Source organism: Pyrodictium delaneyi (genome assembly GCF_001412615.1).
In the GTDB taxonomy this organism is placed as follows: Archaea; Thermoproteota; Thermoprotei_A; order Sulfolobales; family Pyrodictiaceae; genus Pyrodictium; species Pyrodictium delaneyi.
Genome location: NZ_CP013011.1, coordinates 1,507,106 through 1,527,736 on the forward strand (window position 1 = coordinate 1,507,106; position 20,631 = coordinate 1,527,736).

Genomic DNA, 20,631 nt, shown 5'->3' on the forward strand with positions numbered 1-20,631 from the left:
TTCATAAATTTATCCTTATCACCATTAATCTATTTGAACACGCGTTATCGAGCAACCATAATTTTATCTAGCTATAGATTAATAAATAATCATGATAATTTTTAATTATGATGAATGATGGAGGCTCTGCCGAATGCCGCCACAACGTAAAAGCAAGCCCGATTTGAATAGACGCTCGTTCCTCAAAGCAACAACATTGATGACTGCACTGGCTATGCTGCCAAGCAGTGCTAGAAGAGCACTTGGCTATACTCCGCCAAAGGAGTATATGCTCGGCGAGATAGGCAATAAGAGTCTCTATGAGACAGTTGAAATCCGCGGTGTATGCACATACTGTAGCGTTGGTTGCGGAATCATATTCTACAAGCAAGCCAATAAGGTAGTGTACCAGGAAGGCGATCCAGACAATCCTCTTAACGAGGGCAAGCTCTGTATAAAAGGCAAAGCTTCCATACAGCTGTTCGGCGCCCACAATCCTCTACGTGCCCGTACACCCCTTATCCGCGTAAATCCCAAGCCCAAGCCCGAGGAGATACTAGAAGCCAGGGACTCCAACGAGCTCATGAAGGTCCTGGAGAAGTATAAGCCAGTCTGGAAGCCTGTAACCTGGGAAGAGGCCTTCGAATACGTAATGAAGAAGATGAGAGAGATTCTCGAAGCCAATGCTGATGCTGTTAGAGTATACCACCCCTATGACGGTAAGATATGTGATAGCAGGAAGGGCTGCTACTTCCGCTTCGGCAACAAGTACCCTGTAATGATAATAGCCGGCGCAAAGATGCTCAACGAGGAAGCATACCTCATAAGGAAGATATCAATGCTTATAGGATGCAACAACATAGACCATGATGCGCGGCGTTGTCACTCCACTACAGTGGCCGGCCTAGCTGGCACAGTTGGCTTCGGCGCACAGACCCAGAGCTTCCCCGACACCCAGTATATCAGCGTCTACCTCATCCTGGGCGGGAACCCTGCCGAGGCCCACCCCGTCTCAATGAGGCACGTCATGAAGGGCATCAACCGCGGCACACTAACACTAGTAGTGGTGGACCCGAAGTATGGGCGCACTGCATCCAAGGCCCATATATTCGCATTCCACCGCCCCGGCACAGACATACCCATAATGTACTACATCCTACACTACGCGTTCTTCGAGCGCAACCCGCCGGTAGACCGGCTCGACACCTTCCGCGAGTACGCTAAGAGGTTCAACATAGACATAGCTGAGATCGAGGAGATAAAGGACATAGCCAAGAGGTTCACTGCCGAAGAGGTCTCGAGGATAACTGGTGTACCGGTCGAGAAGCTTCGCGAGATAGCCCGGCTCTTCGTCGAGAACAGCGGAGTAACCACCGGGTTCAAGAGGTTCGCCTCGATAGAGTGGGCTATGGGGCTCACTCAGCACCACGTAGGCACACAGAATACCCGCCTCGCCGCCCTGGTTCAGCTAGTCCTGGGCAATCTAGGCTTCCCAGGAGGCGGCCTCAACCCCTACCGTGGTCACAGTAATGTGCAAGGCACAACTGACCTATGTATACTAAGCCACATATTCCCAGGCTACATCAAGATCCCGACCAATAGTAAGCAGATCCGCGCCTACCAGGAGTGGAAGCTGAAGGGCTTCCCCGACGCCTTCAACTGGCGCCCCAGCATGAACACTTGTAAGGCGCTCGGCCTGAAGTGCAGCGATTGCGACGATAACGGCGACAACTGCAAGCTAACAGTAAACAGTGGGGCGCTACTCTGGGCATGGTGGTTCATGAACTGGCGCCGCTACGAGCTAGCCATGGGTATCTTCGTCGGCACGGATCCCGAGGATAAGCCGTGGGACGAGAACAGCGTCGTGATAAGCGATCTACCATTCAACAAGGGCTACACCGAGAACAACTGGTGGATGGGCGTATTACTGCCCGACGACCCGAGGACAAAGAAGATCGGCGGAAAGATAGAGGCCATGTGGCTGTTCGGCGAGAACATAGCCATTAGCGACGCTGACTCTAAGATAACCATGGCGGCTCTCGCAGCGCTAAAACTCCTAGTAGTGTCCGACATATTCATAACAGAGACCGCATGGTTCGCCGATGTATTCCTCCCGGCCGCGTTCCAGTACGAGAAGGAGGGCAGCATAACTAACAGCAACCGCTGGATACAGTGGCAGCACCGCGTGGTAGAGCCACCCGGCGATGCCAGGGCAGACCTATGGGTGATGTACAAGTTCTGGGACTACATGAGGCGTAGTGGCCTAGTAAAGCTGCCGAGCGAGGAGTACGGTAAGAAGATCGAGCGTGTAGTAGTGAAGCACCCCGAGGCCGATACGCTGGTCGAGCTCTACCGGAGGAAGATAGAGCCCTACATGAACTATGGCAGCGGTAGATTCCCGTGGACCGACTACCGGGAAGTAGACCCGGTGCTCGTCTACAAGGAGATCGATGCTGCTGTAGACCTCTACTATGGCCAGTACGACTGGGCCCACGACAAGATACTAGCCATGAGGAGGATATCCGCGCCACGTGTACCCGGCCAGCCTGACGGTCTGCTCGACAGTGGCACCCTCGAGCACCCTGGCGGGAAGGCCCCGCTGAGGCTCTTCAAGGACTGGGGCTGGAGCTGGCCCAGGAACGTCAGGATACTCTACAACCTGTACACATTGGAGAAGACATTCGGCCGCAAGGACAGCTTCACCTTTGAGCCAGGCAAATGGACCGTAGGCCCAGAGCTAGACGGCAAGACCGTGGAGATCACTGGCGAGGCCGGCGAAATGATAGATGCTAAAACAAAGATGCCTAGACCGGCCTTCATACCGGGCCACAACTTCGTGATAGGCAAGTACTATAAGCGCGCCTGGACATGCCTCACAGAGAAGTGCAGCCAGAAGACCACGGCCGACATATTCACTGGCGCTGCCTACGCCGAAGACATGATACGCTACGGCAAGACCGTCGGCAAGATAGTGTTCTGGAAGCCTGGCGGCGGCTACGAGATAAAGACTGTCGAGGAGCTCGACATAAGGTGTCCGATGTGCGAGAGCTTCTACTATGACCCCGAGCTGATACTAGACTACGGCAAGGCCGTGTTCTATAAGCCGTACTTCAAGGGCACCAAGACCATTAACGGAAAGACGATAGTCTACAAGGACTGGAAGGAATGGCGCCCGGTGCACGACAAGTTCGTAAAAGAATTCACAGCCTGCATTGGAGGCAATCCTGAGAACTACAAGAAGTGTGTCAAGGAGTTCCTAGACAAGTATGGCGAGTGGTATGCTATAACTGGACCTGACGGCAAGGTATGGGCCTATAGTATCGACTACCCGTTCCACTTCGAGCCAGTTGAAAGCCCGAGCATAGAGATGGCAACCAAGTACCCAGCACTAGCCTGGAGGAGGATAGAGAACCTGTTCTACATAGAGCCACCAGAGCAGATGCCGGAACTATACAAGGCCGTGGTAGCGACCTATGAAGAGCTGAAGAAGTACGCGCCTAGCGATGCAGAAGTGGTAGTGGTTACCGAGAACCGTCTTGAGGAGCACTTCCACACCGGTATCATGACGCGCAACGTGCCGTACCTTGCCGAGACGCTGCCAGAGCCCTTCGCAGAGATCCCAGTCGAGCTAGCCGAAAAGCTGGGTATAAAGAGTGGCGACATAGTAGAGCTGGGCAACAATAGGAACAAGATCTACGTGCGAGCACTGGTAACACACCGCATGCCTAAGCTGAGGATAGGCAACAAGGAGGTCTACGTGATCAACGTGCCGTGGAGCTGGGGTTGGAGCGGCGCCCACAACAGCTTCGACGTAGCCAACACGATATCAATACTAGTAATGGACATAGTTACTACGATGCAGGAGACGAAGGCGTTCCTAGCATGGGTGAAGAAGGCCAGCCCAGACAAGTACACTTACCAGGCTAAACCCCGCATACAAGTGTTCTAACCAATTTTCAACACCATGGGGCAGGGTGATCACGCATGACCGAGTACGGGATAGTATTCAACCTCGATACATGTATAGGTTGCAGGGCATGCCAGACAGCGTGTAAGGTCTGGAACGGGCTGAAAGCTGAAGAGACTAGCTTCAACCCTGAGGGCTACACCAACCCAGTAGACCTATCGCCGAACACCTGGATGATAATGGAGTTCCTAGAGGGGTTGATGGGCGATTCACCATTCTGGCTCTTCAAGAAGCGCCAGTGCATGCACTGTAGCGAGGCACCTTGCGCCAAGGCGTGCCCGGTCAACGCCATAGAGGTGCATCCCGAGGGCGCCGTGGTAATCCGTCCCGACAAGTGCATAGGTTGCCGCTACTGTATCGAGGCCTGCCCCTACGATGTGCCACGCTACGACCCGATATCGAACAAGGTATACAAGTGTACATTCTGTATCGACCGTGTACAGAATGGCCTCGCACCCGCATGTGTCGAGGCCTGCCCAACTGATGCACTAGAGTTCGGCCCCTGGGAGGAACTGCTCCAGAAGTACCGCGCCGCCGGCTACGAGGTGTACGGAGACAACGTTAACGATTACGTCGGACGCACTCACTACCTCTACGTGACGAGGAAGTTCCGGAACTTTGGAGCCGAGGAGGGCAAGAAGTGGTACGAGGCTATTGGCTTCCCAGAAAACCCGACAGGAGCACTACCACTCATTGAAGCCGGACGCAACGTTGGTGTAGGTCTTGCAGCGCTAGCAGCTGTAGGTGCAGTAGCTCACGCCATCTACTGGAGGGCTAAGAGGATCGAGGAGAGGAACAAGACCGAGAAATGACGTGTTTTACTTACAATCATGAAGGGGGTGTTACATAATGGGTAAGGAGGTTAAACTCTTCAGTGAACTAGAGATATGGGCACATAAACACGCTATACACTTCGCAGCCGCCCTAATACTAACGGGGCTGATAGTCTCCGCCAACAGCCTGCCAGACCCCCTAGGAGGGTTCTTCGAGTGGCTAGCATATACACTAGGTACACCAGCATCCTACTTTGCTGAAGCCCTCGGGCTTTCACCGCTCGAGCAGAGCTATAGCGCCTATAGCCTCGGTGTACAAGTAGCTAGGATAGTCCACCGGCTCGCAGGAATAGGAATGGCGTTCATAGGCCTAGTGTGGCTCCTAGGCGAGCTACCACGGGCTAGGAAGTGGCAGATATGGCCCGAAGGCGGTCTAGGAGCTGCCGTCAAGAATCTGATAGACTACTATGTAGGAAAGAAGGAACCACGGTTCGGCAAGTATAACCTCGGCCAGAAACTGTGGATAATAGGTGTAGTCGTTGGCTTTACGCTACTCTTCATAACAGGCATAATAATGTGGTTCCGCGACAGTTTCAGCCAAAGCGTGGTAAACACTGCTCATACGCTACACACATGGCTAGCATGGATAAGTATTGCTGGACTAATAATCCACATATATCTCGCCATAGGAATACCAGAGCATAGGCCAATGCTGAGAGCCATGTTCCGCACCGGTACTGCACCAGAAGAGTTTGTGAAGAAGCATCACCCATTATACTATGAGAAAATAAGAAGCGAAGACTAAGCTCTCGGCAATACATTGAAACAACTATGCTGCATATACATCCTCTATTCTCTTTTTCATATTCTTACCTTATGTCGAAGTTTACATTAAAGTTGAGAGTAATATAGATAAGATGGAGATGGTACTAGACATGACTGCAGGGGAAGTTACACCAGGCGCAGATGCCACTAAAGAATGTAGTCTAGCCACAACGCTTGTAGCAGGACTACGCATAGCAGCAGACTACAAGTACATAATAGAGGTTGACGACAAATACGTCGGCTCTATACACACGAGCCCGAACTACTTGGCTGACGCCATAGCAGGGCTAGCTCTACGCGATGGATTGGCTACCCTAGGCGATCATGTAGAGCTTGTCGAGGTCAAGCCGTTAGGCGATATGAGCTTCCTAGTTAGGGCTCGACTTGTCAGGGCTATGGCTACGAGCCTTCCCGATGAGAGACCGCTCGACTGGAACGTCATAGAAAGAGTCTATCGTGACCTGATAAGGTCTGTGCCTAAGGCTCAATGCCCCTTCGCCGTACACACTGTGGCCGTATACGGGATACCTCAAGACGGTGAACCGCGGAGGTTGATACTCGTCAGTGATGTCAGCCGCCATAGTGCAGTGCTGAAGGCTGCAGGTATGCTCTCGAGACTTGCTAGCTCTGGGAAACTACGTGGTCTTGCATTGCTCGCTGTCTCCACAGGGAGGATATCCGGCGACGCTGTAGAGGCTCTGGCAAGGGCTGGAGTCCGGGTCATAGTTGCCAATCATCATCCGTTGTTGAGTGGCCTTGCAGCCGCTCTTCGCCATGGTGTTGCACTGGTGCTGCGTAGGCCCGATAGCCGAGGCCTCGCAGTCTACACGTCGCCGGAACTGGTAGTTAATGCGCCCCTAGTGTTGTCGGTTAAGGAGGCAGGAGAGCCACCTTCTTATGCTGCCTCTATACTGCCGGTGTGCTGAATCTTACCCTGACCCGGCATCAATTAATAACCCCGTGAATGCACACCATTCTTTATGACAGCCTAAGGGTGTGGCTATGAACACGTATATGACTTCGTGCTTTACTAGCCTAGAGGATTTGTTCTCTTGTACATAACGCTTAGACTATAGTTGTGAGGTTTCGTGTTATGGGTAGTGGGAAGCACGTACTTCTGCGCGACAGATTTCCCGAGATAAGAAGTTGGCTCGGGAAATTCTCTGAAGAGGACAAGAGGAACGAATCTTCTTACCGCATACTGGAGGCCCTATACGAGGTCCAGGCACGTATAGAGGAGGAGGCTCTGCGCCGCCTGGAGGAGGCTGGACTAATTGAGGAAGTAGCTAAGGCAGCACGGAAGATAGCATTTCAACGCGTACCTCTCATCATAATTCTTGGTGGTCTCCCTAAACCGCTTATGGATGAAGAATTTCTGCGCCGCTCGATGCTCGATATAATAGACGCTGTAGCAAGGGAGGGCTACAGTCTCAAAGGTGCTACAGCTTCCCTCCGCGATCCAGTGGAGAAGGCAGCATTAAGTATCTCTCAGCTCGTTGAAGAGCTATTGGAAGGTCGAGAAGATAGTATCCATGCATGGGCAGGCGCTGTCTCAGCTGACCGGGACCGTGTTCGGGCGCTGGCCCTTTGGTTAATCCAGCCCTTGCTTAGTGCACTACGCGTAGCTGCTAGCAACGCATTAGGTTGGGTTCGGGAATACTGGCAGCAAGGTCTTTGTCCAGTCTGTGGTTCTGTCACACGCGTCGGGTACATGAAGGGGGAAGGGAGGAAGCAGTTCCTCCGTTGCCAGGTCTGCGGAATGGAGTGGGTCTTTCCCCGCGCTCGATGTCCCTATTGTGGCACGGACAAGCCAGGCGATGTGGTATTCTATCAACCTCTGGAGTCTAGGCAATGGTTACGGCTTTACTATTGCCGCCATTGCGGAGCCTACTGGAAGATAGTAGATGAGGAGGATGAAGCCGCCGCCAAGAGCGGGCTACCACCAAGAGAACTTTACGACGTCTATACTTTTATCCTCGACTCTGTAGCCGAGGCAATGACCTCCAAGAGGCAGTAGGCCCTAGGGTGTACAAGTTGTCGGAAGATGGCGGCTTCGTAGAGGAAATGCCTGAAGACTTCTATGCTGCTGAAGAGCTTGAATTAGGCCGCTTGTCGAAATGCAAGAGTCTGGGGAAAAAACGGAAGAAAAAGACCGTTGACAAGGTGCTCGGAGATAACGAGCAGAGGCAGTAAGAGCGATAGCAGGAGGAGAGTCTCGTTGCCGCTCCCAGGACTCTTGAATGCTGTAGCATATGCGCCTAGACACCGTGACGAACTCTTGGGGATGTTAGAAGAGACTACGAATAAGATTGTAGAAGTAATGAAGACCACTATGCCACAGCATGCTATCAACCTCTACACAATGTTAGCATCAGCCAAGGCATTGCCCGTAGCAGTAAAGGGAGGCCCGCCGCCGCTAAACCCGCTACAGTATGCCGACTTTGCTGCCGATATCATAGCCCGGTTAGAGTCTACTGGTTTTTACGAGGAAGCTAGGCCCCTTCGACGCGCCCTCATGTCGGGAAAGCTACCCGTCTACGATCTTGCCCGTGGCTACTTGCTCGGAGACTTAGACTTTATAGTCTCGGTGTCAAGGGAGCTTGGTGCCGCCGAGTGGATTGTCGCATTCCTCGCCGCAGCAGTAGCTGCAGGCGCTGCCAGGGCTATACGGGCCGTGCTAGAATCTGATAGGAGCCTGCCGGCTCTAGGCCAGGATGCTACGTGCCCTGTGTGTGGTAGATCCTTGGAGAATGGACGTTGTAGTTTCTGTCTCTACGCACAGAGGTAGTCAATGCTGTAGCGTATATTTGCTCTCTCATCTTCTTCTGGCCATTGGTGAAGGGTGTACAGCTCCATGACTGTCCGCATCGCCGTTGTAGGTGGCGGAGCTGCCGGCATGGCTGCTGCTAGTAGAGCTAAGAGGCTGCTAGGCGATAAGGCAGAGGTTACGGTGTTCGAGAAAGGAAGCTGGATTAGCTTTGCTCTCTGTGGAACTCCCTATTATATCGGCTGCCGAGTCCCAACTCTTGACATGCTAGTTCACTATCCTCTTGAAGAGTTTACGCGACGCCGCGGGATAAACGTCAAGCTGAAAACCATTGTGACCGAGGTCGACCCTGGAGCACGGCAGCTCCGCTACCGCAGCCTTGCCACAGGCGAGGAGGGAGTCTACGAGTACGACTATCTTGTCCTGGCTACTGGCGCCCGGCCCCGCGTCCCCGGCGAGTGGCTTCGCTACCGCAACGTGTATACTCTTCACAGCCTAGGCGACGCCGACCGTTTACGTGCCACGGTAGTTAGAAACGACGTAAAGCGCGTCGTAGTCATAGGCGGTGGTTATACCGGGGTTGAGGCTGCTGAAAACCTTGCCCGGCTCGGCCGTAGAGTAATCCTGATTCATAGCGGCGAATGGCTCCTCAACAAGATGCTAGACCACGATATGGCTGGGGAGCTCATGGAGAGGGCGCAGAATGCAGGCATAGAGCTAGTCCTGGGCCACCGTGTTACCGACATAGAAGGTGCTGGCGATATAGCTGCAAGCGTCTTACTCGACAACGGCGAGCGCATAGATGGCGACGTGTTCCTAGCCGCGAGCGGCATTGAGCCAAACACTACATTAGCCGAGCAGATGGGTCTAAAGATAGGCGAGACGGGGGCAGTCTGGACTAACGAGAGGATGGAGACAAGTATCAAGGATGTCTACGCTGTAGGCGACGTGGCTGAAACACGTGATCTCGTGACAGGCGGGCGGGTCTGGTGGCCATTTGCAACTGCAGCCAACAAGATGGGCTTCGTAGCTGGGACTAACATAGCAGGCGGTGATGCAGTATTCCCCGGCGTAGTCCGTACAAGCGCTATGGGTGCTTTCGGGCTTTACGTTGCAGCCACCGGCCTCAACGAGGAAGAGGCACGTCGACACGGTTTCGATGCAGTGGCTGTGAAGGTTAAGGCTCCTACTAAGGCCCGCTACATGGGCGAGCCAGGCGAGATACTGCTCAAAGTTGTAGCTGATGCCGAGACAGGGAAACTATTGGGCGCACAAGCTGTGTCTAGTGACCCTAGCAGCTTCTGGAGAGTAAACGTTATCGCATCACTAATATGGCGAGGTGCAACTGTCTGGGACCTCTTTAGCGTTGATGTAGGCTACTGGCCAGGTCTCAATCCCGTATGGGATCCGCTAACCATAGCTGCTAGGCTATTCTTCCGGAAACTCGGCACAAAACCTTGACAGCCAGGATTAGCACTACCCCCCCCTTTATTACTCCTTGAATACCTAATAACATAACACCACATTGACTTGGCAAGTATCCGCTATAGATACACTAGAGACCCTTCATGATCGCGAGAGTATATATCATAGAACACTCTCAGAAGTTGTTCTACAGTAATCAATAATACCGATTGTAACTAAGCACCATTACATATGAACATTGACGCCAGGAGCACCGAGGGGATGCTATGGCTGCAGCAGACATCTGCAAGCTAGCAGAGCGGGGCCGCATCACATACTGCGAGAATCTAAGTTGGCGCGCACCAATCTACCGGGATCGTCTAGAGGCTGGCAAAGTGCTAGCCAGCATCCTTCCCATGCTGGATCTAAACATAAACGAGACAGTTGTATATGCCATTGCTACAGGAGGCATACCAGTAGCCGCTACAGTTGCACGTAGCCTAGGTCTCCCCCTTGATATAATCGTTGTCAAGAAGATCACATTTCCGTGGACTACAGAAGCAGGGTTCGGCGCTGTAGCTCCCAACAATACATACGCCTATGATGCAAAGATAGCCCACGTATACCTAGGCTATACAAAGGAGGAAGTAAAGGAGCTTGTAAAGACTACACACCATTACGTGGTAGAGAGAACTTTACAACTTCGTGGAAGCCTTACTTACCCGAGACTTGATGACAAGACAGTGGTATTGATAGACGATGGAATAGCCACAGGCTATACTATGATAGCAGGACTACGCTTTCTAAGACAACATGGTGCCAGAACGCTAATAGCTGCCGCGCCAACAGCTAGCATAGATGGTGTTGACCGCGTAGCAGGAGATGCTGAAAAGATTATTGTACCAAACCTGCGTAGCGATCCTAACTATTCAGTTGCCGACGCATACATAGAGTGGCACGATGTAAGCGACGAAGAGGCTATCAAGTACCTCCAGTGGGGCCGCGGAGAACTCTCAGATTCCGGGAAAAACTCTATTCTAGCTTAGATGATGCTAGCTTGGTGAGCAACGGCTTAGACAACGCTGTAGCCAAGGCAAAGAACGAAAACCCGACTACTCCAGTCATAAGTCCAATCTTCTCTAGCATCATTGCTACAGCGAGTGAGGCCAGTGATAGTACAAGAGAGGCTATTTTAATCATTAGACTCGGTGCTTCGAGTATTTCTTCTACCCTCTTTATCCTGGCCAGTATGAGGCCTGCAGCTATCAAACCCGCATCTATTCCCGTTAACCGGGCTGCAGCTCGATAAGTGGGACTAGCTACGAGGGCTGCAACTGCTAGCGGGAGCCCTACTACGCCTAACAGTAGCGGTACCCAGGCTATATCTCTCTTGACTAGTAGCTTGTACGCTGCTATTGACATCACCGTGCCGATTACTATGCCTCCTACTACGTCGCGAGGATAATGGACATGGAGAACTAGTCTCGATAGAGATACCGCCGCCGTATGTACTACACCTACAACAGCTAGCAACACACTGCGTGTATATAGAGCTACCATAGCCCAGAAAGCTGCACTAAGTGCTGCATGACCACTGGGAAATGCCGGGCCCGAGGCTTCCACTAGCCACGTTTCCATTGGGGGCCTAGGTAATCCAACGAACACTTTGAGAGCAACTACTATACTAGAGACAAGTGCTAGGCCCGATACCAGTCTGACACCTAGCACACCACTGAGAAGCGCGTAGATGAGAATACCAACAAGCATGTAGATGGCCTCGTCGCCTAGGTATGTCACAGCTCTGCAGTAGTCTATGCTGCCAGATATACAAGTGATAAGCTCGAGTGAAGCACCCACCAAAAGGGCGAACTCTAGTAATCTGTGTTTGTCCATCAGCTTGTGCCCCTCCCTGTTTTCCACAACTTTTCGAGGCTCCTTGCTATTATCTCGAGCTGTATGTCGCTGGTTCCCTCAGCCGGCTCTAGTGCGTAGAGGTGGAGCAGAAGGTCAGTGAGACCCATACCTCTGCGTACTGCGTGACCGCCGAAAGTACGGAGAGCTGCGTCAGCCGCCGCTAGCCCCATTTCAACTGCGACATACTTGGCTGCACTTGTAAGCCCCCAGTCGACTCCACTACCGCTTTCGAGTACATCAGCTGCCTTTTCCACGAGTGCTTTTGCAGCCTCAAGTCCTGCGTAAGCTCGAGCAAGTCTGTGGCTTACAGCCTGGAACCTGTAGACGTCTCTCTCAAGTGCCCAGTCTAGGGCCTTTTCAAGCACCGTATTAGCAAGGCTTACAGCAAGTGCTGCAACGAGGACTCTGCTTTCAGCTAGAGACCGGAGTACTACACGATAAGGCTCCCGGCCTGGGCCAGCTATGAGCCGTGCTTCCACATTCTCTAGCCGGAGCCTTGCTATTCCACTACAGCTATAGGCCTCTAGATCCAGAGGTTCGGCGTGAAGCCCAGCCGCATTCGGCTCAACAAGGGCTAAGACGTGGCCGCCGTTGCCCTGAGCGAAAACGAGTATCGCTGAAGCATAGAGAGCATTCGTCGCGAAGACCTTCTCTCCAGTTATACTTACCCTCCCATCATCCAGTATCTCGGCACGGGTCTCAACGCCCGCTAGATCCGAGCCTCCGCGAGGCTCAGTGAGTGCCGGGGATAGCAACCCCTCGGGGACCTGAACACCGAGACCTTCTAGGATGCGGCGTGCTACACAATGGCTTACCAGGCTCATACCCGTGCATGGATCTATACGCGTCTCCATAACTCTACGGGCTAGCATGCCTAGGTTGCTACAGTCTCCTGCTAGCTCGAGAACACGTGTTACGAGATTATGCTGGCTAGTGCTCAAGACGCCGAGGCACCGGGGGTCTAACATCTCCATAGCGGGAGGCTTTAACTTCACGGCTTACCTTTACTTGTTCATCTCGTTCTCCCTTTGGTACTGTTACATTGCCTCCTAAGGGCTTGATATGTACAATCCATGTCACGCAGTCTACAGACTACCTGGGTCCATTACATCCGCTACATTGTAGCACGTGCTCAACAATGCATCTCGTAATTCAGCGTTTTTCTGCTGCAAGTGGATCACCTATTAGGCTGGAACGGTTTGCTGTAGCCGGCGGCACGATGTTACTCGTTTTGTAGGCGTGTCGTGGACAGATGTCTACGCAGTGGTAACAGAACATACAGAGATCGTAATGCACTACCGGATATCGACGTGGCCTCTTAGCATTTTCCTGGCCTGGTAGTAGCTTCATCTCTATCGCTCCCGGCGGGCACTCTATAGCGCATAGACTACAGCCTATACACTTCTCCACATCAACCACGTGGAGGCCGCGATACCCACCACTAGGAGTTGGGCCGGTTTTTAGGCCGTATTCTATTGTGGCAGGCCGCCTAGCCAAGTTTGATACGAGTTCACTTAGCATGATAAGTATACGCGGCTTCACAACTTCCACCCCTTCTATTGATCTGCCCGCCGACGAGCTAGTTGACGTAAGTTCTCTAGACGTTCGCGCCCAGTACGTTCATCAACTACTATAACGCGCTCCATGCATGATATGCAGGGATCAAGACTTGCTAGTATGACCGGTATATCCGCCAATGTGGCACCTTGGTAGGCTACGAGACTGTTCAGTATGTTGGGGATACTCGGCGTCCTTATCTTTACTCTATAAGGCTTAGTGCCGCCCCGACTAACAACATGGTATAGGAGTTCACCACGTGGAGCCTCAACTCGTGATATTGCCTCACCCTCACGGAACCGGCGAGGCGGAGTCTTCAGACTGTTAATTGGACCGCTTGGCAGTTTTTCTAGCACTTGACGTATAATGTTTATAGACTCTAACGCCTCCTCGAACCGGACCAGCATACGGGCGAGTGCATCGCCCTCACTACGTCTAATTACTTGGAAGTCTAGCTCCCCGTACCAAGCATAAGGATCATCGCGTCTGACATCGATATCTACGCCGGAGCCACGAGCTGTTGGCCCGACAAGTCCATGACTTACGGCCACACTGTACGGTATTACCCCTATGCCTTCAAGCCTACGGCGGAGCAACCTATCGCTTGTATAGACTTCCATATAGTATTTTATCCGCTGTTCGAGAATATCCATGCTACGTCTTATCTTCTCTGCTACTTCAGGACTTAGGTCTCGACGAACGCCTCCTGGCCATACATAATCGGCTATGACTCGGTTTCCTGTGAGCAGCTCCTTTAGGTGCATTACCTTCTCGCGATCCCTCATTATCAGCATGAAGAGGCTCTCAAATCCAGCTATCTCTGCAACCACGGCTGCTAGGAGCATGTGACTATGAAGCCTCTCGAGCTCCATTGCTAGGACTCGGAGAGCTTGAGCGCGAGGCGGCGGCTCGATACCATTTATCTCTTCGATGGCCTGGACATAGCAGTTAGAATGCATCATGTTGCATATACCGCAGACACGTGTCACTATATAGAGGGTTTTTAGGAACGTATTGCTCTCAGCGAGCTTCTCTATCCCACGATGGTTATAGCCCGTAACTACCTCTACCCCGACTACGTCTTCACCGTCAACGCGTACACGGAGCATAATGGGTTCGTGTAGTGCAGGATGCTGAGGCCCAATAGACACTTCTATTACCGGCATCCCCGTTATCACCTCTTATTCCAGTCCTTGCGTAACGGATATTCTCCAGCTACATCTGGCGGTGTGAAGAACCCTAAGCGGAGACTCTCATTACCCTCAAAGACTACGCCAAAGAGGTCGTAGACCTCTTGTTCATAGGGCACTGCAGCGGGGAGTAACAGTGCCAAGCTTGGTGCTCTTGGCTGGCTTCGCGGTACCCGCGTCTTTAGCGTGAGTAGGCTCTTCTCCGGGATAATCCAGAACACATAGTCTAGCTCTATACTGTCCTCTTCAGGGAGATCTATGGCAGTTATCGCTGAGAGGTAAACTCCACGAGGGTAGGCCTCTAGCAAGCTTTTAACTACTCCTGGCAGTTTCCAGGGATCATCAATACGTACTTCTAGACGTCGTTGCTTCTTTTCCACAATCTCTACTTTACTGTTCTTCAGCCACAGTTTTAGCTGCTTCAATTCTGTCAGCCTCCTCTCGGATACTCTTAAGGAGCCTAACTATGGCCTGGAGTATCGCGTCAGGACGCGGCGGGCATCCGGGAATATAGAGATCCACCGGCACGACGTTGTCGGCTCCACCAACTACACTGTAGCTATTGCGGAACACATTGCCAGAGATAGCACATGTACCAACTGCAACCACGTGTTTTGGGTCAGGTGTCTGTTCGTAGAGACGACGAAGTCTCTCAGCAGACTTCTTGGTTAGTGCACCCGTCACAATGATTATGTCGGCATGCCGAGGGTTCGGGGCCAGTCTTATACCGAAGCGTTCTGGATCGTAGAGGGGTGTTAGGGCCGCAAGAACCTCTATGTCACAGCCGTTGCATGCGCCGGTGTTAAAGTGGAGTAACCAGGGTGAACGTGAGAGCATTCTTAAGGTGAAAGAACTCCCACGATGCTTCACATTTTGCAAGGGGATATACGCCTCCGCCAAATAGAGTATATAGCTACGAAACATAGTTGATTAGGGTTACCCCGTAGAAGCCGGGATAAAGAACCCGCTGCCACAGCATACACGATTACACACCCCCGCTAGCGGATTAGACTGACTATACTGTCCACGATGGGGCCCGGCAATACACCTAGAGCTATTGCGGCCGCTGCTAGGATGAGGAGTGGTACAAGAAGCCTAGACGGAGCCTCAGAAGGCAGTGTACGAGGAACCGTTACCGACGGATGCCAGAATACTCGTAGCCAGAACCTAAGCGCATAGGCTGCAGAGGATAATACAGCAAGTGCTAGCGCAGCGACTGCTGCTATGCCGTAGACCCGCCCTACCCCTAGGACTATGAGTAGCTCACCTGGGAACATTGCAAAGGGCGGTGCCCCGGCCAGACTCATGGCTGCTACGAAGGCTGCGAAGGCTGTGACGGGCATGCTGCGGGCGAAAACTCCCATGCTGCGTATGTCGTCGCTTCCGCTCTGCTTCTCGAGCACTCCTGCTACGAGGAAGAAGAGGGGCTTTACGATGCCGTGTGCCAGGGCTGCTAGTACTCCACCAGCGGCCGCCAGGGGATGGCCAGCGGCAAGCCCGGCGTAGATTATGCCGGAGTGCCCAATGCTGCTGTAGGAGGCTATGAAGCCTAACCGGTTAGCTGAGAGGGCTCGGAGGGCTCCCACTATTGCCGAGGTTATGCCCAGCCACATCGCGGCCTCTAGCATGGCTGTGGTTTGGTGGGGCCAGTGGAATCCTGTCGTGAACCTGTACATTCCGTAGGCGCCGATGCTTGTGACCACGCCTGCGAGTAAGCCTGCCGCGAATGGGGGCACTGAGGTGTAGGTACGTGGGAGCCATGTGTGGAATGGGAAGACACCGAGTTTTATTGCAAAAGCTATAAGTGCCAATGGTAGCGCTATTGTTGATAGGCTAGCATCCACGACATTGCCTCCGAAGACCGGGGCATTGGCTGCTAGTAGGGCGCCTACCGCTACGAGAAGTAGCAGGGAGCCTGCATGCATGTATATGAAGAATTCTGGGGCTCTTCTAGGGCTCCAGAGCCAAACTAGCACCGTGGACACTATGAGTACTAGTTCCCAGAACACATAGAAGAGCGGCAAGCTATAGGCGTAGACGAGCCCAATAACCGAAGCATGTATAGCAGTTACAACTATCTCAAAGACTGCCTCCCCTCCTCTACATGTTACGCCAGCTCTGCCTGCATATACTATGACTGTTATCGCTACTAGGGCAGAGAGGGCTGCGAAGAGCTTCGAGACAGTGTCTAGCCCCATACACACTGGAGCGTTGACGACAGCTAACCATGAACGACATACAGCGTCGCCGTTGGCAAGCAGCGTAATAATAGCGGACACTGTTATCGAGATTATTGAGGCTGCCCTCCTACCAGCTAGGACTGCTGCAGCACCTAATCCAAGCACTATTAGCGACGTCGCATACGCTACTGGTACGCCGAGCACGTTAGCCACCTCCAAGCATGGGGACTAGGCCGGGATAGACTCCCAGCACGAGTAGAAGCAGCGAATACGCAAGGAGAGGGAGCCAGGGGACGTTGACGCCATGGGATACTTGATATCCACCCATTATCAAGTAACGGAAGATGTAGACCGCTGATACTAGGAAGAAGATTGCCGATACTACTGCTAGCCAAGTGTATCCAGCTGCAGCGAATGCTGCTACTACTGAGAGTTTCGCGGCAAACCCATAGAGTGGCGGCGTCCCGGCTAGGCTGAGTAACCCCGTCACTTGTGCTATTTTGCCGATGCTTGTCTTTTCGTAACGGTGAGCAGTTATTACCAGGGCTATGGACATGTTGCTAGCTGTTATGAAGTATATCGGGACTAGAGGGTCGCGTATACCAGATAGCGCGTAGACGACTGCGAGCAGGACAGTGTAGCCAGCGTCGCTCACCATACTGTAGCCTATCATGCGACGTAGCTCCTTCTGAGCTAGAGCAGAGAATTCGCCCACAACCATGCTCGCCATTGCTAGGAGGACAAGGAGCGCCGCGATTATTGGGCCGAGCAAGACTCCCGAGGAGGCTATCAGCTTGAAGAACACCAATAATACTGGAGCATCTACAAGTAGGATGGCAGTAACCACTCCGAGCAAGTGAGCGCCTTGGACTACATCGGGCAGCCACATATAGAATGGTGCAAGTCCGGCCTCAAGCGCCAGCCCCGCTGTGAGGAAGACGAGGCCAAGGAGCACAGGGAGAGTCGCCCATGACACCCCTCCCAGGGGTGCTTCGGTAAAGCTGTGAAAGCCCTGACTGTAGAGTAGCCCCATGCCAACAATTATGAGGGCTGTCGCCAGTATCGACGAGTAAAGGTACTTCACTGCAACTTCTCCACTACGCCGGCCTCCAAGACTATAGAGACCGGCTAAGGCGGCGGCAGCCGTCTCTATACCGGCGAGCAAGGTTAGTAGGCTAGCCGAGTAGAGCACGAGGAACCCGCCTAGAACGGCTAAGATAACTAGCGGTGCCCTCACCTTATCTAGCTCATCTACTAGACTGGCTAGGGCTAGTATCTCTGCCAGTAGGAGGAGTACCGCCATAGCATTATACTCCGTCGTCACGTATAGGATGTTTAGGCCAGCATACCTTACCATACCCTGGGGCAATACCCAAACAATTACCATCATGTAGATCATTGTGGCTAGTGTCGTGGCTGCTGCTGCACGGCGCGGAAGGACAGCAGCGATAGCTGCGGCGGCTAGAGGAACGCCGGCTACCAGGGTTAGTAGCTGGTATACGTCCATGGCTAACCACCCATACTTACCAGGGCGACTATGATGAGTAGAACGAGACCGGCTAGATAGACTGCATAGTAGTAGCTCAGCTTACCACCGTGTAAGCTGCGTAGCATGCCTCCAAGCTGTAACGAGAACGAAGTAGCAGCATCAACAACGGCGTCAACGATTTCTACGAGACCTCTAGCCGATAGATTCACAGCAAACAGTATCGAGGGCGCTATTATCCTTGTGTAGATCCTGTCTATGTAGAAGCCCTCTAGTGCTGCACGCTGTAGAGCCGCTAGCCTAAGGGTTGCCACTTTACGGGTGTACAACAAGAATGCCGTCCCAAGACCAGCAGCTGCAGCAGCGAGGCTAGCAGCTACCGCTAATGGCCCAGCTTCGCTCGGCTGGAAGGGTGGTACGACTAGGAGGGGCGAGACTAGAGTCATCACTATCAAGAATAGAAGTGGAGCAGCCATAAATGCTGGTATCTCCTCTACCCTTATCTCCTTGTACCTTGGCTCTGCGAAGACGAGATAGTAGACGAGCTTCACCGAATAGAACGCCGTGGCCACCGACGCTGCTAGGAGAACTAGTGCCACGAGAGGCTCAGTTGATAAGGCTACTCCTATTATCGCCTCTTTACTCCATGCACCGTTGAAAGGCGGTATACCGGCTAGCGCTGCCGCCCCTGCTACTAGGCTTGCAGCGAGGAGTGGACTACGCCGGGCAGCACCTGCCACATAGCGCATATCCCTTGCAATCTCTGGACCAAAGATGGGCTCAAACTCGTGTATAACGACACCTACGGCTAGGAATAGAAGGGCCTTGAACACGGCGTGACTAGCTACATGCTCTAACACTGCTACGAGACCCTCTACGCCTACTCTCCACGTGAGCCCTAACGCTGCAAACATGAAACCTAGCTGGCTTATAGTCGAGTAGGCTAGCAGCCTCTTTGCGTCATACTGTGCTGCTGCCGAGACGGCTGCATAAAGGGCCGTAGCTGCACCCACAAGCACTACCAGCTGCATGAAGCTCTGGGGCAGAGCGACGCTACCGCCTATGAGGGCAAGAGAGGCAATCCTTAGAACAAGGTAGATACCCGCCTTGACCATTGTGGCCGCGTGTATCAGCGCCGAGACAGGAGTAGGGCCCTCCATGGCGTCGGGGAGCCAGACATGCAGCGGCAGCTGCGCACTCTTCGCCACCGCCCCGACAAAGGCTAGCAAGAGGAACAACTTTAGAGCAGCCAGACCAGATGCTGCGAGTACGGGGTACTCGACCGAGCCGAGAATAGTATAGACATAGACTATGCCTACTAGGAGGGCTGTGTCGCCTATCCTTGTGGTCAGGAAAGCCTTGACGCCAGCTGCTGAGGCGCGTGGCGAGTAGTAATGTGCTATCAATGCAAAGCTACAGAGCCCGACCATCTCCCAGAACATGTAAAGGGCTACTAGGCTACCAGTCAGCACAAGACCCTCCATTGCGCCGAGGAAGAGTACCAGAAGGCTATAGTACCGCGAGTACCCCGGATCCTCAGCCATGTAGCTGTACGAGTACAATATCACTAGGAGGCCCACGAGGCCTACTATCAGCGAGAAGAGCGCCGCGAGCCCGTCGATATAGAGCGAGAGGCTAAACCCACCACCCGGAACCAAGGGGAGACTAGGCCCTTCTATATAGAAGGCTGTTTCGGGAGCCTTGCTGTAGATTAGCAGTGCGAGCATCAGTACAGTAGAGCCCGTGGCTAGCGCGAGGCCCCATGCAGCGCGGCGGCCGAGGAAGCGTCCCGCCAGGGCTACGACTGGGGATGCTGCGAGAGGTGTCAGTATAATCGCGTAGCCTAGAGTAGTCAAGCTAGCCGTTTCCATAGTCTACCCCCTTAGTTCGTCTAACTCGTCCACACTCCTAGCCCCATGGAGCCTTGAGGCGCGGAGGGCGAGCGCAGCTGCTAGGGCCATTATACCGGTGTCGAGAACTAGTATGAAGAGGTAGAAGCCTAGGCTACCACCCCACATGGCGAGGGATGCTGCTGCAGAAGCCGACACAAGTTCGAGGCCGACCAGTACGCGGAGAAAGTTAGAGTACCGAGTGAGCATGTAGAGGCCTGCAGAGGCTATAGCTGCTAGTGCTATTGAGTAGAATATGCTAGTCTCCACCGTCTTCACCTCCCGCCACGACTCTTAACGCTAGCAACACTGAGGCTAGCGGAGCAGATGCCAGGGCTACTGCTAGAGGAGCCCATTCCTCTGCACTGAGCTCCCGGGGCTGCTGTATATGAGAGCCAGCGATGGCTAGGGCTACGAGCACCACGAGTGCACCTATAGCCCCCATACCCGGGACGACGCCCCGCTTCGAGCCGCCCAACTCGGGAGCCAGGAAGCCTGCAGCTGCTAGAAACCCGGCTGCGAGTGAGAGCTGTACAACGGCTGCAACAACTTCGCCCATATCAATAAACATTAACGCGAGGAGCACCAGAGCTGCGGTGGAGGAGAGTAACACTCGCTCGTCTCGCCCCGTGGTGGCAGCATAGAACGCCGCTACAGCCGCCGCAGCTGCTAGTACTCCTGCGAAGATACTCACTCTGTT

20 protein-coding genes are annotated in these 20,631 nt (G+C 53.2%); 9 read left to right on the plus strand and 11 right to left on the minus strand.

All coding sequences use genetic code 11. From position 1 onward, the window contains the following. Window positions 1-133 precede the first annotated feature (133 nt). From Pyrde_RS07660 to Pyrde_RS07695, 9 genes are all read left to right on the plus strand, one after another. Window positions 134-3,928 carry a molybdopterin-dependent oxidoreductase gene (locus tag Pyrde_RS07660; RefSeq protein ID WP_082419563.1) on the plus strand — a complete coding sequence of 1,265 codons (3,795 nt, stop codon included), beginning with the start codon at window positions 134-136 and terminating at the stop codon, window positions 3,926-3,928. A 35-nt stretch (window positions 3,929-3,963) separates the two neighbouring features. Next, entirely contained in the window at window positions 3,964-4,758 is a 795-nt protein-coding gene (locus tag Pyrde_RS07665; protein ID WP_055409617.1) for a 4Fe-4S dicluster domain-containing protein, read from the plus strand. Between the two features lie 37 nt (window positions 4,759-4,795). Beyond that, window positions 4,796-5,524, plus strand: coding sequence for a formate dehydrogenase subunit gamma (locus tag Pyrde_RS07670; RefSeq protein WP_055409619.1), 729 nt, complete (start codon window positions 4,796-4,798; stop codon window positions 5,522-5,524). Between the two features lie 130 nt (window positions 5,525-5,654). After that, on the plus strand, window positions 5,655-6,470 hold the full coding sequence (locus Pyrde_RS07675; RefSeq protein WP_180385479.1) for a formate dehydrogenase accessory sulfurtransferase FdhD: 816 nt from the start codon (window positions 5,655-5,657) through the stop codon (window positions 6,468-6,470). Window positions 6,471-6,637: 167 nt separating this feature from the next. Continuing rightward, window positions 6,638-7,561: a formate dehydrogenase accessory protein FdhE gene (locus Pyrde_RS07680; RefSeq protein WP_055409623.1), complete on the plus strand. Its 924-nt coding sequence runs from the start codon at window positions 6,638-6,640 to the stop codon at window positions 7,559-7,561. A gap of 17 nt (window positions 7,562-7,578) precedes the next feature. Further along, complete coding sequence (locus Pyrde_RS10720; protein ID WP_156328035.1) at window positions 7,579-7,737, plus strand: hypothetical protein; 159 nt, start codon at window positions 7,579-7,581, stop codon at window positions 7,735-7,737. A gap of 25 nt (window positions 7,738-7,762) precedes the next feature. Then, window positions 7,763-8,332 carry a hypothetical protein gene (locus Pyrde_RS07685; protein WP_088171942.1) on the plus strand — a complete coding sequence of 190 codons (570 nt, stop codon included), beginning with the start codon at window positions 7,763-7,765 and terminating at the stop codon, window positions 8,330-8,332. Between the two features lie 66 nt (window positions 8,333-8,398). After that, entirely contained in the window at window positions 8,399-9,772 is a 1,374-nt protein-coding gene (locus Pyrde_RS07690; protein WP_055409627.1) for an FAD-dependent oxidoreductase, read from the plus strand. Window positions 9,773-10,002: 230 nt separating this feature from the next. Continuing rightward, window positions 10,003-10,761, plus strand: a complete 759-nt coding sequence (locus tag Pyrde_RS07695) for a phosphoribosyltransferase (RefSeq protein WP_055409629.1) — start codon at window positions 10,003-10,005, stop codon at window positions 10,759-10,761. Here the strand turns inward: Pyrde_RS07695 and Pyrde_RS07700 are convergent. The 11 genes from Pyrde_RS07700 to Pyrde_RS07750 all read right to left on the minus strand — a co-directional run bounded on the left by Pyrde_RS07700 (window position 10,748) and on the right by Pyrde_RS07750 (window position 20,625). Beyond that, complete coding sequence (locus Pyrde_RS07700) at window positions 10,748-11,608, minus strand: phosphatase PAP2 family protein (RefSeq protein ID WP_055409636.1); 861 nt, start codon at window positions 11,606-11,608, stop codon at window positions 10,748-10,750. The two genes, Pyrde_RS07695 and Pyrde_RS07700, sit on opposite strands and share 14 nt — an antisense overlap. Then, on the minus strand, window positions 11,608-12,570 hold the full coding sequence (locus Pyrde_RS07705; RefSeq protein ID WP_055409638.1) for an acyl-CoA dehydrogenase family protein: 963 nt from the start codon (window positions 12,568-12,570) through the stop codon (window positions 11,608-11,610). The genes Pyrde_RS07700 and Pyrde_RS07705 overlap by 1 nt, the downstream gene beginning before the upstream one ends. Before the next feature lie 211 nt (window positions 12,571-12,781). Further along, window positions 12,782-13,171: a 4Fe-4S binding protein gene (locus Pyrde_RS07710; protein WP_143522170.1), complete on the minus strand. Its 390-nt coding sequence runs from the start codon at window positions 13,169-13,171 to the stop codon at window positions 12,782-12,784. A gap of 14 nt (window positions 13,172-13,185) precedes the next feature. After that, complete coding sequence (locus Pyrde_RS07715) at window positions 13,186-14,352, minus strand: hydrogenase large subunit (protein ID WP_082419673.1); 1,167 nt, start codon at window positions 14,350-14,352, stop codon at window positions 13,186-13,188. Window positions 14,353-14,360: 8 nt separating this feature from the next. Beyond that, window positions 14,361-14,801, minus strand: a complete 441-nt coding sequence (locus Pyrde_RS07720) for an NADH-quinone oxidoreductase subunit C (RefSeq protein ID WP_180385488.1) — start codon at window positions 14,799-14,801, stop codon at window positions 14,361-14,363. Then, on the minus strand, window positions 14,767-15,213 hold the full coding sequence (locus Pyrde_RS07725; RefSeq protein WP_055409643.1) for an NADH-quinone oxidoreductase subunit B family protein: 447 nt from the start codon (window positions 15,211-15,213) through the stop codon (window positions 14,767-14,769). The genes Pyrde_RS07720 and Pyrde_RS07725 overlap by 35 nt, the downstream gene beginning before the upstream one ends. Window positions 15,214-15,374: 161 nt before the next feature. Continuing rightward, window positions 15,375-16,760 carry a complex I subunit 5 family protein gene (locus Pyrde_RS07730; protein WP_143522171.1) on the minus strand — a complete coding sequence of 462 codons (1,386 nt, stop codon included), beginning with the start codon at window positions 16,758-16,760 and terminating at the stop codon, window positions 15,375-15,377. Window position 16,761: 1 nt separating this feature from the next. Further along, window positions 16,762-18,063, minus strand: a complete 1,302-nt coding sequence (locus tag Pyrde_RS07735; protein WP_055409647.1) for a proton-conducting transporter transmembrane domain-containing protein — start codon at window positions 18,061-18,063, stop codon at window positions 16,762-16,764. Window positions 18,064-18,065: 2 nt separating this feature from the next. Next, a complete protein-coding gene (locus Pyrde_RS07740; protein WP_055409649.1) occupies window positions 18,066-19,913 on the minus strand; it encodes an NADH-quinone oxidoreductase subunit 5 family protein in 1,848 nt (615 codons plus the stop codon). Between the two features lie 3 nt (window positions 19,914-19,916). Beyond that, window positions 19,917-20,201, minus strand: coding sequence for an NADH-quinone oxidoreductase subunit K (locus Pyrde_RS07745; protein ID WP_055409651.1), 285 nt, complete (start codon window positions 20,199-20,201; stop codon window positions 19,917-19,919). Continuing rightward, window positions 20,191-20,625 carry a hypothetical protein gene (locus Pyrde_RS07750; protein WP_055409653.1) on the minus strand — a complete coding sequence of 145 codons (435 nt, stop codon included), beginning with the start codon at window positions 20,623-20,625 and terminating at the stop codon, window positions 20,191-20,193. Before Pyrde_RS07750 ends, Pyrde_RS07745 begins: the two co-directional genes overlap by 11 nt. Between the last annotated feature and the right edge of the window lie 6 nt (window positions 20,626-20,631).

Excerpts from the sequence above, each read along its gene's own strand:
- Pyrde_RS07660 (WP_082419563.1), top strand. The coding sequence starts at position 134 with ATGCCGCCACAACGTAAAAGCAAGCCCGATTTGAATAGACGCTCGTTC.
- Pyrde_RS07665 (WP_055409617.1), top strand. The coding sequence starts at position 3,964 with ATGACCGAGTACGGGATAGTATTCAACCTCGATACATGTATAGGTTGC.
- Pyrde_RS07670 (WP_055409619.1), top strand. The coding sequence starts at position 4,796 with ATGGGTAAGGAGGTTAAACTCTTCAGTGAACTAGAGATATGGGCACAT.
- Pyrde_RS07675 (WP_180385479.1), top strand. The coding sequence starts at position 5,655 with ATGACTGCAGGGGAAGTTACACCAGGCGCAGATGCCACTAAAGAATGT.
- Pyrde_RS07680 (WP_055409623.1), top strand. The coding sequence starts at position 6,638 with ATGGGTAGTGGGAAGCACGTACTTCTGCGCGACAGATTTCCCGAGATA.
- Pyrde_RS07690 (WP_055409627.1), top strand. The coding sequence starts at position 8,399 with ATGACTGTCCGCATCGCCGTTGTAGGTGGCGGAGCTGCCGGCATGGCT.
- Pyrde_RS07695 (WP_055409629.1), top strand. The coding sequence starts at position 10,003 with ATGGCTGCAGCAGACATCTGCAAGCTAGCAGAGCGGGGCCGCATCACA.
- Pyrde_RS07700 (WP_055409636.1), bottom strand. The coding sequence starts at position 11,608 with ATGGACAAACACAGATTACTAGAGTTCGCCCTTTTGGTGGGTGCTTCA.
- Pyrde_RS07715 (WP_082419673.1), bottom strand. The coding sequence starts at position 14,352 with ATGCCGGTAATAGAAGTGTCTATTGGGCCTCAGCATCCTGCACTACAC.
- Pyrde_RS07725 (WP_055409643.1), bottom strand. The coding sequence starts at position 15,213 with ATGCTCTCACGTTCACCCTGGTTACTCCACTTTAACACCGGCGCATGC.
- Pyrde_RS07735 (WP_055409647.1), bottom strand. The coding sequence starts at position 18,063 with ATGGACGTATACCAGCTACTAACCCTGGTAGCCGGCGTTCCTCTAGCC.
- Pyrde_RS07740 (WP_055409649.1), bottom strand. The coding sequence starts at position 19,913 with ATGGAAACGGCTAGCTTGACTACTCTAGGCTACGCGATTATACTGACA.